The organism is Martinezella rhizogenes, assembly GCF_007002745.1.
Lineage (GTDB): Bacteria > Pseudomonadota > Alphaproteobacteria > Rhizobiales > Rhizobiaceae > Agrobacterium > Agrobacterium cucumeris.
This window is the reverse complement of the sequence record NZ_SGNY01000014.1, coordinates 1-13,003: the sequence shown is the minus strand read 5'-3', so window position 1 is coordinate 13,003 and position 13,003 is coordinate 1. Positions and strand designations below refer to the sequence as shown.

General features: G+C 57.4%; 14 protein-coding genes and 1 pseudogene. 12 read left to right on the top strand and 3 right to left on the bottom strand.

Annotation, left to right across the window (positions count from 1 at the left end; translation table 11 throughout):
• Positions 1-109 precede the first annotated feature (109 nt).
• On the bottom strand, positions 110-922 hold the full coding sequence (locus tag EXN68_RS26355) for an aminotransferase class IV family protein (RefSeq protein ID WP_142843556.1): 813 nt from the start codon (positions 920-922) through the stop codon (positions 110-112).
• 78 nt (positions 923-1,000) lie between these two features.
• Here EXN68_RS26355 and EXN68_RS26350 point away from each other — a divergent pair, with 78 nt between their 5' ends.
• A complete protein-coding gene (locus tag EXN68_RS26350) occupies positions 1,001-1,363 on the top strand; it encodes a MerR family transcriptional regulator (protein WP_142843555.1) in 363 nt (120 codons plus the stop codon).
• A 74-nt stretch (positions 1,364-1,437) separates the two neighbouring features.
• Here the strand turns inward: EXN68_RS26350 and EXN68_RS26345 are convergent, their stop codons facing one another.
• Positions 1,438-1,902 (bottom strand): Lrp/AsnC family transcriptional regulator, encoded by a 465-nt coding sequence (locus EXN68_RS26345; RefSeq protein ID WP_142843554.1) that lies wholly within the window; start codon positions 1,900-1,902, stop codon positions 1,438-1,440.
• A 167-nt stretch (positions 1,903-2,069) separates the two neighbouring features.
• On the opposite strand from EXN68_RS26345, the gene EXN68_RS26340 reads away from it, so the two are divergent.
• From EXN68_RS26340 to EXN68_RS26320, 5 genes are all read left to right on the top strand, one after another.
• Positions 2,070-2,849, top strand: a complete 780-nt coding sequence (locus tag EXN68_RS26340; RefSeq protein WP_142843553.1) for an ABC transporter ATP-binding protein — start codon at positions 2,070-2,072, stop codon at positions 2,847-2,849.
• Positions 2,850-2,897: 48 nt separating this feature from the next.
• The gene (locus tag EXN68_RS26335) at positions 2,898-3,671 is read left to right on the top strand and encodes a transporter substrate-binding domain-containing protein (RefSeq protein ID WP_142843552.1); all 774 of its coding nucleotides are present in this window, start codon (positions 2,898-2,900) and stop codon (positions 3,669-3,671) included.
• A gap of 11 nt (positions 3,672-3,682) precedes the next feature.
• Positions 3,683-4,408: an ABC transporter permease gene (locus EXN68_RS26330; RefSeq protein WP_142843551.1), complete on the top strand. Its 726-nt coding sequence runs from the start codon at positions 3,683-3,685 to the stop codon at positions 4,406-4,408.
• 12 nt (positions 4,409-4,420) lie between these two features.
• Complete coding sequence (locus EXN68_RS26325) at positions 4,421-5,110, top strand: ABC transporter permease (RefSeq protein ID WP_142843550.1); 690 nt, start codon at positions 4,421-4,423, stop codon at positions 5,108-5,110.
• 78 nt (positions 5,111-5,188) lie between these two features.
• Complete coding sequence (locus EXN68_RS26320) at positions 5,189-6,118, top strand: homocysteine S-methyltransferase family protein (RefSeq protein ID WP_142843549.1); 930 nt, start codon at positions 5,189-5,191, stop codon at positions 6,116-6,118.
• A 27-nt stretch (positions 6,119-6,145) separates the two neighbouring features.
• Here the strand turns inward: EXN68_RS26320 and EXN68_RS26315 are convergent, their stop codons facing one another.
• On the bottom strand, positions 6,146-7,066 hold the full coding sequence (locus EXN68_RS26315; RefSeq protein ID WP_142843647.1) for a LysR family transcriptional regulator: 921 nt from the start codon (positions 7,064-7,066) through the stop codon (positions 6,146-6,148).
• Between the two features lie 132 nt (positions 7,067-7,198).
• Here EXN68_RS26315 and EXN68_RS26310 point away from each other — a divergent pair, with 132 nt between their 5' ends.
• The 6 genes and pseudogenes from EXN68_RS26310 to EXN68_RS27515 all read left to right on the top strand — a co-directional run.
• Positions 7,199-8,239: an aromatic ring-hydroxylating dioxygenase subunit alpha gene (locus EXN68_RS26310; RefSeq protein ID WP_142843548.1), complete on the top strand. Its 1,041-nt coding sequence runs from the start codon at positions 7,199-7,201 to the stop codon at positions 8,237-8,239.
• 136 nt (positions 8,240-8,375) lie between these two features.
• Entirely contained in the window at positions 8,376-10,349 is a 1,974-nt protein-coding gene (locus EXN68_RS28095) for a DUF2817 domain-containing protein (RefSeq protein WP_142843547.1), read from the top strand.
• Between the two features lie 74 nt (positions 10,350-10,423).
• Complete coding sequence (locus EXN68_RS26300; RefSeq protein WP_142843546.1) at positions 10,424-11,218, top strand: transporter substrate-binding domain-containing protein; 795 nt, start codon at positions 10,424-10,426, stop codon at positions 11,216-11,218.
• Between the two features lie 138 nt (positions 11,219-11,356).
• Entirely contained in the window at positions 11,357-12,064 is a 708-nt protein-coding gene (locus EXN68_RS26295; protein ID WP_142843545.1) for an ABC transporter permease, read from the top strand.
• Between the two features lie 4 nt (positions 12,065-12,068).
• Positions 12,069-12,755: an ABC transporter permease gene (locus EXN68_RS26290; protein WP_142843544.1), complete on the top strand. Its 687-nt coding sequence runs from the start codon at positions 12,069-12,071 to the stop codon at positions 12,753-12,755.
• Between the two features lie 137 nt (positions 12,756-12,892).
• Positions 12,893-13,003 (top strand): annotated as a pseudogene (locus EXN68_RS27515) (S-(hydroxymethyl)glutathione dehydrogenase); the annotation flags it as partial.

The following is a 13,003-nucleotide window of genomic DNA, read 5'->3' as shown; positions in this document are numbered from 1 at the left end:
GACGCTCAAGCTCGTCGCACTCTTCTTGGTTCGACAGGAAAAATCGGTGAGTTCCTGACTGGCCCCTCTCCCAAACGGTTACCTTTGCCGAAAGCGAACATCGCGCCTTTTAGATGGCGACCAACGGCTCTCGTGCATAGGCCTCTTTGAGGATTTCTATTAAGGTCGCTGACGAGGGTACAGAAACAGCATCAAAGCCGCTGACAGCAACACCCGGTGTCCACGAATTCATGAGTGCTGCGCCTTTCATATCAGCCAGCCGCGCGAGTGTGATCTGCTCTTCCCGCTGGGTAATTCCAAGGATTGCAAGTTGACGGCGGATGATCCCCATCGTGACGCCTGGCAGAAGCGCTGCCTTGGGCCAGATAACGGCTTCGCCGTCCCAGAACACTACGTTCCAGATAGTGGCTTCGCTTACATGTCCATGACTATCGACGAATACCGCATCGTCAAAACCATTTTCAACAGCGCGTCGGAGATACTGCGTTTTTGATGCCTCGCCGACATGTTTGATCGTTGGAAATGGCCTCTCGTGCTGGACGACGGTCAAGCGCAAAGGTCCCTCAGGGCCATCGAACGAGGGTGCTGTGCGCACTAAAACGGCAGGATCGTTGTCAGCCCCGGTCGGCGTAAACTCGCCGCTCCGAGAGTACATCGTTGCCGTTACCGAAACTGCCGAAGGCGCACCCTGTAAGGCGTTCCGAATACGTTCACGCACCAGATCGTCGGACAGTGCTTGCCCAAAAAACTCAACCGATGCCCGATGCAACCGGGCTAAGTGAAGGTCCAATCCCTTTACTGCGCCATCGCGAACTTGCATGGCCGTAAAGTGCGCGAAGCCTGCGAAAGCCAGGGAAGAGAGAGCTTCGACTGTAGCCTCACTGCCGTCGATCTCCGCCCGAAAATCAAACTGATTAGTCATTCTAATGCTCCTTTTGCAATTTACACTCTGGAGCCTTCTCCCTACAGTCTGACAGCGCTGTCAGAGTCAAGGGCTAACATGAAGATCGGCGAATTGTCTCGAAGGACCGGCATCAGCATAAGAATGCTGCGTTATTACGAAACAGAGGGTCTTCTCTCACCGGTTCGTACTCAATCAGGATATCGTGATTACAGTCATGCCGATGTGGAGACCGTGGGACGTATCGGATTGCTTTCAGATGCGGGCATGACATTGGCAGTCATCCGGCAGTTCCTGCCGTGTTCCCTTGACCGACGGCACGCTTTCGAACCCTGTGACGAATTGAAGTCGCAATTGCATACGCAAATAAGTTCGATTGATGAGAAGAGCCGCAAACTGTCGGAAAGCCGGAACCTTTTGGCCGGGTTACTAAAAGCGTTTGAAGAATCGACGCCCACGTAAACTCCCTCGAAGACACACGGCCGGCAACGCCAAATGGTCGGTGCATCTGAGATCCGCCGTAGTGGGCGTGAGCGTTACTCCGGCGGCACGAACAGGCCGAGTTTGACGTCGCGCAGCACTACATTCGTGTGCATTCGGCGGATCTGCGGATTTTCCGCCATGATCAACGCGGCGATGTCGTCATAATGTTCGACGTCGCGGGCGGTGACGATCGCAATCAGATCGACCGCGCCGGTAACGTAATAGACCTGCTGGATATGATCCTGCTTCTCCACCCAGACGCGAAACTTCGCCAGCGCGTCATAATTGTCCCGCTCGATCTCCATTCCGACGATGAATACCATCGATGTTGCCGTTGCTTTTCGATCGATGATGGCGACTTCCGCTCTGATAATCCCTTCTTCGCGCAGGCGCTTCAACCGTCTTTGTACGGCCGAGGCGGACAGGCCCACCCGTTCCGCGATGGTTTCGGCCCTCAACTGGCAGTCTCGCTGAATGATATCCAGAATGTCACGGTCAAAACGATCCAGTTGTTCCATTGTCTGATCCAGTTCGGTTTCAGTTGCGGCCCTTCAGGTATTTCGCCGCACTTGCCGCATAAAGAAGATTATTTTGCATGAAAAAAGCAAAATAGATAGAAATTGCGCGAAAAAACCGCGTTATTTTGTCATTATTCTCCGCAAATTCAAATTAGCCGGAACCATGCATGCCAGACCAATCCTTTCCTGCTCTTCGCGTCGAAGATCTCCACAAAAGCTTCGGCCCGCATCAGGTTCTCAAAGGGATTTCGGTGCAGGCCCACAAGTCTGATGTGATTTCCATTATTGGTTCGTCGGGTTCTGGAAAAAGCACCTTCCTCAGATGCATCAATTTTCTGGAAACGCCAGATCGCGGCAGCATTGCTGTGAACGGCGAGGAGATAGCGCTGAAGGCCGGTCGCGACGGGCGGTTGCAGCCGCGCAGCTGGCGACAGGTTGAACGGCTGCGCACCGGGCTTGGCATGGTCTTTCAAAGCTTCAATCTCTGGGCGCATCGCACAGTGCTGGAGAACGTCATCGAGGCGCCTGTTCATGTCATGGGCATGCCGCGGCGTGAGGCGATCGAAAAAGCCGAGGCCCTGCTTCACAAGGTCGGACTTTTCGAAAAGCGCGACACCTATCCGGCCTTCCTTTCCGGGGGGCAGCAGCAGCGTGCGGCGATCGCCAGAGCGCTTTGCGTCGACCCTGATGTCATGCTGTTCGATGAGCCGACATCGGCGCTTGATCCGGAACTGGTCGGCGAGGTTCTCAAAGTCATCCGCGATCTCGCGGAAGAGGGCAGAACCATGCTGATCGTCACGCATGAAATGCGCTTTGCCCGCGATGTCTCGAACCGCGTTCTCTTCCTCCATCAGGGACAGGTCGAGGAGGAAGGCCCGCCGGAACAAATATTCGGTGCACCCGTCAGTGCCCGATGCCGGGAATTTACCGGCCTCATCGCCCACTGACGCATAACCCGCCATCATCGACAACACCCATCAGGAGAAACCTTGCGAATGAAACTGCTTCCCATGTTTTTCGCCGGCGCGGCGTTTGCGCTGTCTGCCTTCACGGCACAGGCCGAAGTCCGCTTTGGCATCATGAACGAATCCTATCCGCCCTTCTTCGCCAAGGACGCCTCGGGCACATGGCACGGATGGGAAATCGACCTGATGAACGCGGTCTGCGAAGAGATGAAGGAAAAATGCTCCATCGTCGACATTTCCTGGGACGGTCTCATTCCGGCCCTGCAGAGCAAAAAGTTCGATGTCATCTGGTCGTCGATGTCGAACACGGCGGAGCGCTCAAAGGTGATCGACTTCACCGACAAATATTACAACACGCCAAGCACGCTGATCGGCCCCAAAGACCAGAAGCCCGGCGCCACGGCTGAAGACGTCAAGGGCAAGACGATCGGCATCCAGGTGTCGACCATCCAGTCTGAGTACTACAAAAAGTATTTTGCCGGCGTCGCCGACGAAAAGACCTATCAGACACTCGATGAGGCATTCCAGGATCTGGCTGCTGGCCGCATCGACTATGTCTTCGGTGATTCACTGGCACTCGACGCCTTCCTGAAAAGCGAGGGTGGCAAGGATTGCTGCGTGAAAATGGGCGACGTTGCCGATGACAAGGAAATACTTGGAGCCGGCGTTTCGGGTGGCCTGCGCAAGGAAGATACCGAACTGAAAGCCAAGCTGAACAAGGCGATAGCTGCGGTTCACACCAATGGCCAGTATGAAGCGATCACGAAGAAATACTTCGATTTCGACATCTACGGCGCGAAGTAAACAGTCAGCAGATGGCGAACGCGCAACAGGGTATTCTGGAACTGCTGTCTCCCTATCCTCCGGGATGGGGCGGCGTGCTTTTGGCAGGTGCCGTCGCCACGGTCGCCATCTCGGCCTGCGCATTCGCGATCGGGCTGTTGCTCGGCACGGCCGGTGCGCTTGGAAAGCTTTCGGGTCATCCTTTGCTCCGGCTCCCGCTTGATCTCTATACGACGGTGATCCGCTCCGTTCCGGAATTGATCCTGATCGTCGGGCTCTATTATGCGGGCACCGATGGTCTCAATCGGCTGCTGGCGGCTCTCAACCTGCCGCCTGTCGAGGTCAACGGTTTCATTGCGGCCGTCGCCGTGTTGGGTTTCGTTCAGGGCGCCTACATGACGGAAGTGCTGCGCGGCGCAATCCTCGCCATCCCCGCCGGGCAGATCGACGCCGCCAAGGCCTTTGGCATGGGGCCGGTCCTGAGGTTCCGCCGCGTCCTATTGCCGGCACTTCTGCCCAATGCGCTGCCGGGCCTTGCCAATCTATGGATGTCGGTCACCAAGGATAGCGCGCTGGTCGCGGTGGTCGGTTATCAGGAACTAGCGCTCGCCACCCGCCTCGCCGGGGCAAGCACCAAACATTACTTCCTGTTCTTCCTGGCGTCGGCATTTCTTTACCTCGCCATCACGCTCGTTTCCAACGTCGTCGTCAAAATGATCGAAGGACGGGTGCGGCGCGGACAGCCGCGCCTTGCCTGAGGAAAGCACCCCATGAGTTTTGACTGGATACCGAACTATTGGCCCCTGCTTCTCACGGGTGCGTGGCAAACCGTGGCGCTACTGGTGATCTCGGTGGTGTTCGGCTTCATCCTCGCCATCGGGCTTGCTTTCGCGCAGGTCAGCGGCGGCAGGCTGACGCGGCTTTTGGCTCGCGGCTACTGCACCTTCTTTCGCGGCACGCCGCTGCTGATCCAGCTCTGGCTGCTTTATTACGGGGTCGGTTCGCTGCTGCCCATGGTTCCCGGGCTTCGCCAGAGCCTGTTCTGGCCGATTTTGCGCGAGGGCTTCTTTTTCGCCGCCGTCAGCTTCACGCTGAATTATGCGGCTTATGAGGCCGAGGTCTTGCGCGGAGCGCTGCTTGCCGTTCCCAAAGGCGAACTCGAAGCCGGTCGGGCCTTTGGCCTTTCACCCTGGAAGCTGACCCGCCGCATCTGGCTGCCACGCGCCATTCGCATCGCCCTGCCGACGATTGCGGGAGAAATCATCATGCAGCTAAAGGCGACGCCGCTCGCCTTCACCGTCACCGTGATGGATCTCTATGCGGTGGCCAACAAGGTTCGCCAGGACACCCTGCTGGTCTATGAGCCGCTGCTCGTTGTTACCTGCTTCTATCTTACCCTGACGGCCGTGATCGCCCGTGTCTTTCGAGGTCTGGAAGCACAGGTGCCGGTTCGCCGCTAGCTGGACGGACAATCCACCACATTGTTTTGAAAATTCCGCTGCCGGTGACGGCGCGATAGCCTGAATGGAGATGAACTCATGAGCACAATACGAATTCTCGACGGCGGTATGAGCCGCGAGCTGCTGCGGCTGGGCGCCGAGCTTAAGCAGCCTGAATGGTCGGCACTGGCCTTGATGAATTCACCTGACATCGTGCGCGAGGTTCACAGGGAATTCATCGCTGCGGGTACGCAGATCATCACCACAAACAGCTACGCGCTCGTCCCCTTCCACATCGGCGAGGAAAGGTTCCGGAACGAGGGGCCAGCGCTGATCCGTCTCGCAGGCCGTCTGGCGCGGGAAGCAGCCGATGCGGTCACGGATCGCAAAGTGCTGGTTGCCGGTTCGCTGCCGCCGATCTTCGGCTCCTACGAGCCGCAGAATTTTCAGCCTTCGCGAGTGCAGGACTATCTGAAAGTGCTTGTCGAAAATCTTGCACCCTTCGTCGACGTATGGCTCGGCGAGACGCTGAGCCTGATCGCCGAGGCGGATGCCGTCCGCGAAGCGGTGGCGGCAACCGGCAAACCGCTCTGGATTTCGTTTACACTGGAAGATGGCGAGGCAGCGATAAGGGGCGACGAACCGAAACTCCGGTCAACCGAAACTGTAGAAAATGCCGCATACTGGGTGGCTTCATCGGGTGCCGAGGCGATCCTGTTCAATTGCAGCAAGCCCGAGGTCATGCAGGGGGCCGTAGAGGTGGCAGCGCGTGTCTTCCGGGAGAAGAATGTCCGCCTCGAAATCGGTGTCTACGCCAATGCCTTCGAAGGTGAACAGGGTGAGGCGGCCGCCAATGAGGGCCTGCACGACACGCGCAAGGATTTGAATGATGATGTCTATTCGCGTTATGCCTGCTCCTGGGCAGAGGCCGGCGCGACGATCATCGGCGGCTGCTGCGGCATCGGGGCTGCCCATATTCACCGCTTGAGGATGACACTTCCAAATGGGCAAACAGAAAGGCCGCAATAGCGATCGCGATCTGCGAAGTTTCCCCGATCAGGCGCTGCCCGCTGGAGATGAGATGACGGATTGCTTTTTCGCAATCCCCATCACCCACATATGAAATTCTCTTCCATAGGGTTTCTCAAATGCGGAGCGATCCCAGGCCAGATAATAACTCTCGGGAAGTGGAAGGCGAATATCAAACGGCACGATAAGAGTGCCTGCCTCCAACTCGTCCTCGATCATAGAAAGCTGAGCCAGAACGAAGCCGTGGCCGTTGACGGCGGCGTCGATTGCGTTGCTCGAAAGTGCGAAAAACAGACTTGAGAGTCGTTCATTCACGGTCGCACCAACGAGTTGCGCCCATTCGCTCCATTGTGGCGGCCGGCTGTAATGGGATTCCCACTCGATGTTGAGCAAAGGGAATTTGAGAACGTCCGCTGCGGTCGCCAGGGTGCGGTCTCCCAGCAGACGGGGCGAGCAGGCGGGAACTACCCAGTCCGTGTAGAGAGGAGCGAAATGGGCGTGCACTTCTGCGCGCTTTCCATAGGTTATGCGGAAATCGCTCTGCCCGGCTGTGAGGCTGGGCTCGTCGTCCTTGCCGATGATGCGAACATTGGCTTCGGGGTAGAGAGCCTGCCAATCGAAGATCTTGCGGCCGATCCATTTGTTGACGACCGAACTGAGAGCAGTGAGCACAATGCCGGTCTGGCTCCGCGCCCGCTCAAGCACATCGACGGAATGATGAAGCTGGTTGAAACCCTTGGCGACTTCCTTGTGAAGAAGGACGCCCCATGACGTCAACTCCACACGGCGTCCCACGCGCTCAAGAAGCGTGACGCCGAGATGATCCTCAAGCTTGCGCACCTGTTGGCTGATGGCGCTGGGTGTCACGCCAAGCTCTTTTGCAGCGGTCCTCATCGTACCGCACCTTCCAACGGCTTCAAAAGCTTGCAGGGCATGGAGGGGAGGCATGGCCAAGACGGTATCTCCGATTCTGTCTTTTGTTAAGTTTTTCTAAACAAGAACGCAATGGAAATCCGCTTGTCGGCCAGCGCCACAAAGAAAATACTTCTCTCACTGGAAGCTGGAATAAGGGGAAGAAAAATGTTTCTCAGGAATGCCTGGTACGTCGCGACATGGGATCATGAAATCGGCCGCGACCTGACGCCCGTTACGATGCTCGGCGAAAATATCGTCCTATATCGCCTGCAGAGTGGAAAGCTGGCAGCCCTTGAAGATGCCTGTCCCCATCGCAAGCTGCCCTTATCCATGGGGCGCATCAAGGGCGATGATGTTGAATGTGGTTATCATGGCCTGACCTTCGACTGTTCGGGCGCCTGCACCCGCGTGCCGGGGGCAGAACGTATTCCACATGTGGCCTGCGTGCGGTCCTATCCGGTCGAAGAACGTTACGGCCTTGTCTGGATCTGGATGGGTGATGCTGCGAAAGCCGATCCAGCCGAGATTTTCCATGTCGAGCATTTCGGTGATCCGTCCTGGGGCGTCAATCGCGGCGAGTCCATGACGATCAACTGCAATTACCTCTACATGACGGACAATCTGCTTGATCCGTCCCACGTCGCCTGGGTGCATCAGAGTTCGTTCGCCAGTTCGGCCTGCGAAGAAACGCCGCTGGAAACGACGGTGAAAAGCGATGGCGTGGTGGTCTGGCGGTGGATGCTGGATTCGGAACCCGCGCCTTTCTACGCTCCCTTTCTGCAGTTCGAAGGGACGTGCGACCGCAAACAGCATTACGAGGTTCGCTATCCCAGCAACGCCATCATCAAGGCGATCTTTGCACCATCCGGTTCCGGTGGCGAGGGCCGGGAGTTGCCGGACAATACGTTCCTGATGGACAGCTACAACTTCATGACGCCGGTGGATGAAAACCGCACGAAATATTACTGGTTCCAGATGCGCAATTTCGCACCCGATGACCCGGATGTTTCGGCGCGTTTTGCAACCTCCGTTCGCGGTGCGTTCGAAGAGGACCGTATCGTGCTGGAAGCGGTTCATCACGGTATTGCCAACAAGCAGACCCCCAACCTCGATCTGAAGATCGACGTTGGCCCCCTGCGGTTCCGGCGTAAACTTTCGCAGATGATCGAAAGCGAGACTGTGAGCATGGTCGCTGCCGCAGAATAATCGCCAGCGCCGGAATGCTTTGGCAATACGTTCTTCGCTTGGCCCACGGAGCCAGGCGAAGATCACACAAAATAATCGGGAACATAGCGGGTGAACGGCAAAAGCCGACCTCTGCAATCAATCGGGAGTATCCTTGATGCGCCACATCAGGCAGCCTGAGCTTTATTCTGTGGACTATACTGTGCTGCGACAGCGTTTTCTCTCCGCGGCACGCCGGTCCGGCGCTGCCCTGTTTGAATACAAACATCCATTGCATGGCCCCGGCGGCGAGCCGCTTTTTACCGATGTTGCTTATCTCGGTGAACGCAATGCATCGAAAAAGCTTGTCATCCTGTCCGGCACCCACGGGGTGGAGGGGCAATTCGGATCGGCATGCCAGGCCGAATGGCTCTCTGCAAACAATCCGTTGCCCCTCGCCGCCGATATGGCTGTCGTGATCATTCACCTGATCAATCCCTGGGGGACGGCATGGAGCCGTCGGGTCAACGAAGACAATGTCGATCTCAACCGCAATTTCATTGACTGGGAAGCCGCCGTTCCGCGAAATGAGCGATATGCGACGCTTCACGAGGCCTTTGTCTGCGCCGAGTGGGATGGGCCTGATCGTGACCGTGCCGATCAAAAACTGAAAGACGCCAAAGCCGCAGCCGGTGGTCATGCCGGCATCGCCGCAATCGTTGAAGCAGGCCAATATGACTGTCCGGACGGGCTGTTTTACGGCGGCAGCGGTCCGACGTGGTCGAACCACACTCTCAGGGATGTTTTGAATACCTTCGTCAGCGGTGCATCCGATGTCATCGTCTTCGATCTACACACCGGTGCCGGACCTTACGGATATCCCGCTTTGCTCAGCGTCGCCGAAGAGGACCATGACGGGCTGGAATGGGGCAGGAAAACCTATGGGCATGCGCTGGCGGTCGTGATGACCGGCAAGGGCGCAACGACAGACACCGGCATTGCCGCGACCGCCACGGGTTATGTCTCGGCAGCGGTGCGCAAATCCCTGCCGAACAGCCGTGTGCTGCCGCTTGTGATCGAATGCGGAACCCTTGAGGGCCCGGTTGTGATGGACGCCGTGCAGGCGGATAACTGGCTGCATCTGTTCGGAAATATCGAATCTCCGCTTGGCCGGAAAATCAAGACGACGCTGCGCACAGCCTTCATTCCGGTTGATCCCGAATGGCAGCAGAACTGTCTTGGGACAAGCCTGCGATATTTCGACCGCGCACTGACGGCGCTCGCCTCGGTCGCCGGGCCGAATAGGGAGGAAGAAATCGCGACAGCGGCCGCCCCTGCGTCCGTCGTCAACTGGCCACCGGCGATCCCGGTCAACATCAAGCGTCATGACCGACCAGCCGTTGAAGTTCGCGATCTGCATAAAAGTTTCGGCACGCACGAGGTGCTGTCAGGTGTCGGGCTGAGCGCCGACCCCGGCGAAGTCGTCTCGATGATCGGATCGTCCGGCTCCGGCAAGAGCACGTTTTTGCGCTGCATAAACCTGCTGGAGCAGCCCAGCAGCGGCACGATCGTCATAGATGGTGAGGAAATACGGATGAAGAGCGCAGGGAACGGCCGCTCTCATCCCGCCGACATGCGCCAGGTCGAGCGTATTCGCGCCCGCGTCGGTATGGTGTTTCAGAACTTCAATCTCTGGCCCCATATGTCCGTGCTTGAAAACATCATCGAGGCGCCCGTGCATGTGCTGGGTGAACGTCGTCAGGATGCGATCGAACACGCCCATCAGTTGCTGAAGAAGGTCGGGCTCTCGGAAAAACATGGCCAGTATCCCGGTCAGCTCTCCGGCGGCCAGCAGCAACGCGCCGCCATTGCCAGAACGCTGGCAATGCGGCCGAAAGTCATCCTCTGCGATGAGCCGACATCGGCTCTCGACCCGGAACTCGTGGGCGAAGTCCTGCGGGTGATCCGCCAGCTGGCGGAAGAGGGCAACACCATGATCCTCGTCACGCATGAAATGCAGTTTGCGCGCGAGGTATCGCACAAGATTCTGTTCCTGCACCAGGGAAAGGTGGAGGAAGAGAGTACGCCTGCGGAATTGTTCAGCAATCCGCGATCGGAACGACTGCGTCAGTTCCTGTCGCGGACTTTATGAGCTGCCGCCGACTTTCTGTCGGACGGCGTCCGGCACCTAAAACGCAACAAATAACCAATAGGGGAACTCGCGTTATGAATTTTAAAGTCTTGTCTCTTGCCCTGCTTCTTGCCGGCGTCAGCACGGCCAACGCCGCGGAAGGTGAACTGTCGATCGGCACCGAAGGCGCCTATCCGCCGTGGAGCATGGCCGATTCCGCCGGCAAGGTGACCGGTTTTGATGCGGATGTCGGCAATCTGCTATGCACGAAACTCGCCATGAAATGTCGGTTCGTCGTGCAGGCCTTCGATGGGCTGATACCGGCCCTCAAGGCGAAACGCTTCGACATCATCATTTCCGGGATGTCGATTACCCAGGATCGGAAAAAGGAAATCAATTTTTCGGTCGGCTATGCCGAACTGGCGAACATGTTCCTGGTCCCCAAGACCTCGGATCTCGCCGGCATCAAGGACATCGACGCCTTGCTGAAGGGGCTCGATGGGAAAGCCATCGGTGTGCAGACTGGCACGACACACGCCCACTTTGTCGAAAAGCGGATCCCTGGAGCCAATCTCAAGACCTACGACACGCTCGACAACATGCAGATTGATCTCGCAAGCGGCCGCATCGAGGCGGCATTTGCCGATGCCTCCGCGCTGCAGGATTTTCTGGCCAAGCCTGAAGGCAAGGACTTTCAGTTTGTCGACGTGAAGGTTCAGAGCAAATTCGATTCCACCCTCGGTGAAGGCATCGGTGTCGGCATCGCCAAAGAAAACACAGAGCTGAAAGCAAAGATCGACAAGGCCCTCTGCGACCTCGTTGCCGATGGATCGATTGGAAAGTCGAGCCAGAAGTGGTTCAAAATGGATATCTCCCGACCTTGCAACTAAGTGTCTGCCCCGCTCTCTACCGGAGTGCGGGGCGATCGTTCCATCGCAAGCTCTAGGGGTTTGTACGGTCGAAAATGCTGGCGACGCCCGGTGCCGGCAAGGTGCTGGAAGAGCCAGCAAAACTTGGGGGCAGGTCTCATGGAGTCTAGTCTGATGCTGGTTTGGCAGGGTGGGTGGATAAGGGCCATTCTGCAGGGCGCGGCGATAACCATTGCCGTCGGCACGGTGAGCATCGTTGTCGGTGCGCTGATCGGAACCTTGTGCGGGGTTATCAAGTGGGCGCGGATATTTCCGCTGACACTTGTGGTGGACGCCTATACTTCGCTTGTGCGCGGTGTGCCTGAACTGCTGATCATCTATCTGCTGTTCTTTTCCTCGGTGGAATTCGTCACGCAGGTTGCCACGGCATTCGGATATGCGGCTCTCGCCGACAGCGGATACGCCTTCATCATTGCCGTGGTTGCCGTCGGAACGATCTCGGGCGCCTATTCGACCGAGGTCATCAGGGGCGCACTGGCCTCCATCCCGGCAGGACATATCGAGGCGGCGCGGGCCTTGGGAATTCCCGGACGCCGTATCTTCAGGCGCATCATCCTGCCGCAGATGCTTCGCATCGCCATTCCCGGCATGAACAATGTCTGGCAAACAACCATCAAGGACACGGCGCTGGTCTCGGTCGTCGGGTTGCAGGAATTGATGCGTACCGCCTCCGTTGGTGCCGGCAGCACGCGCAATCCGCTGATTTTTTTCCTTATCGCAGCGTCCGTGTACTTCGCGATCACCCTGATCAGCCAGGCCGGCTTTGACAGGGTGGAGCGTCTGGTGAGACTTAGGGCAAGGACATAACGCGATGGATATCGAATTTTGGGAAACATCGTTGCCGTTCCTTTTAAGAGGTCTTTCGACAACGGCGGCGATAACCGTGATATCCGTCGCGATCGGTTTCAACCTCGGTCTTGGCCTTGCCTTGATGAGACTGTCCGAAAACCGCTTCGTTTCGGGGTTTGCGAAATATTACAGCATGGTTTTTCGTGGGACGCCGCTTCTGGTGCAGCTGTTCCTGTTTTATTACGGGCTCGGCCAGCTCGGCTTCATCAAAAACAATGCGATCACCTGGTGGATCGTCAGTGACGGCACGCGCTGTGCGGTCATGGCCATGGCTCTGAACACGGCGGCCTACACATCCGAAATTCTGCGTGGCGGGTTGCTCTCCGTTCCCGCGGGTCTGAAGGAAGCGGCCAAAGCCACCGGAATGTCGCCATTTCTGCGCTTCCGCCGGATCGAATTCCCGCTCGCCATTCGTCAGGCGCTGCCAGCTTACGGCAATGAGCTTATCCTCGTCGTCAAGGGGACAAGCCTTGCCTCGACAATCACGGTTCTCGAGATCACTGGATATGCAAAACGTCTGATGAGCCAGACCTTCGCGATTTTTGAAGTCTTCGCCCTGGCTGGCGCGATCTACCTCGTCATCAATCTCACCCTTGTGATGCTCATTCGCGTGGCCGAGCGACATATGATGCGGCATGCGGCGCGCTGAGAGTATATGATGCCGGAGAGACAACGGCATGCATCGTCTGATTGCCGATAAGCTGACCATGGTGTTTCGCCGGAATTGCCAGGCGAACCCTGTCGCTTGATTGCCGAACCTCGAACAAACATGAAAAGGAAATTGAGATGGACGTACGCGCCGCTGTTGCCATTCAGGCAGGAAAACCGCTTGAGGTCATGACCGTTCAGCTGGAAGGTCCGCGCGCCGGCGAAGTGCTTGTTGAGGTCAAGGCGACC

What these genes read in the sequence shown, in the direction of transcription:
- EXN68_RS26310 (WP_142843548.1), top strand. Translation starts at nt 7,199, where the DNA reads ATGTTTCTCAGGAATGCCTGGTACGTCGCGACATGGGATCATGAAATC.
- EXN68_RS26325 (WP_142843550.1), top strand. Translation starts at nt 4,421, where the DNA reads ATGAGTTTTGACTGGATACCGAACTATTGGCCCCTGCTTCTCACGGGT.
- EXN68_RS26330 (WP_142843551.1), top strand. Translation starts at nt 3,683, where the DNA reads ATGGCGAACGCGCAACAGGGTATTCTGGAACTGCTGTCTCCCTATCCT.
- EXN68_RS26320 (WP_142843549.1), top strand. Translation starts at nt 5,189, where the DNA reads ATGAGCACAATACGAATTCTCGACGGCGGTATGAGCCGCGAGCTGCTG.
- EXN68_RS26300 (WP_142843546.1), top strand. Translation starts at nt 10,424, where the DNA reads ATGAATTTTAAAGTCTTGTCTCTTGCCCTGCTTCTTGCCGGCGTCAGC.
- EXN68_RS26315 (WP_142843647.1), bottom strand. Translation starts at nt 7,066, where the DNA reads ATGCCTCCCCTCCATGCCCTGCAAGCTTTTGAAGCCGTTGGAAGGTGC.
- EXN68_RS26295 (WP_142843545.1), top strand. Translation starts at nt 11,357, where the DNA reads ATGGAGTCTAGTCTGATGCTGGTTTGGCAGGGTGGGTGGATAAGGGCC.
- EXN68_RS26335 (WP_142843552.1), top strand. Translation starts at nt 2,898, where the DNA reads ATGAAACTGCTTCCCATGTTTTTCGCCGGCGCGGCGTTTGCGCTGTCT.
- EXN68_RS26355 (WP_142843556.1), bottom strand. Translation starts at nt 922, where the DNA reads ATGACTAATCAGTTTGATTTTCGGGCGGAGATCGACGGCAGTGAGGCT.
- EXN68_RS26345 (WP_142843554.1), bottom strand. Translation starts at nt 1,902, where the DNA reads ATGGAACAACTGGATCGTTTTGACCGTGACATTCTGGATATCATTCAG.
- EXN68_RS28095 (WP_142843547.1), top strand. Translation starts at nt 8,376, where the DNA reads ATGCGCCACATCAGGCAGCCTGAGCTTTATTCTGTGGACTATACTGTG.
- EXN68_RS26350 (WP_142843555.1), top strand. Translation starts at nt 1,001, where the DNA reads ATGAAGATCGGCGAATTGTCTCGAAGGACCGGCATCAGCATAAGAATG.
- EXN68_RS26340 (WP_142843553.1), top strand. Translation starts at nt 2,070, where the DNA reads ATGCCAGACCAATCCTTTCCTGCTCTTCGCGTCGAAGATCTCCACAAA.
- EXN68_RS26290 (WP_142843544.1), top strand. Translation starts at nt 12,069, where the DNA reads ATGGATATCGAATTTTGGGAAACATCGTTGCCGTTCCTTTTAAGAGGT.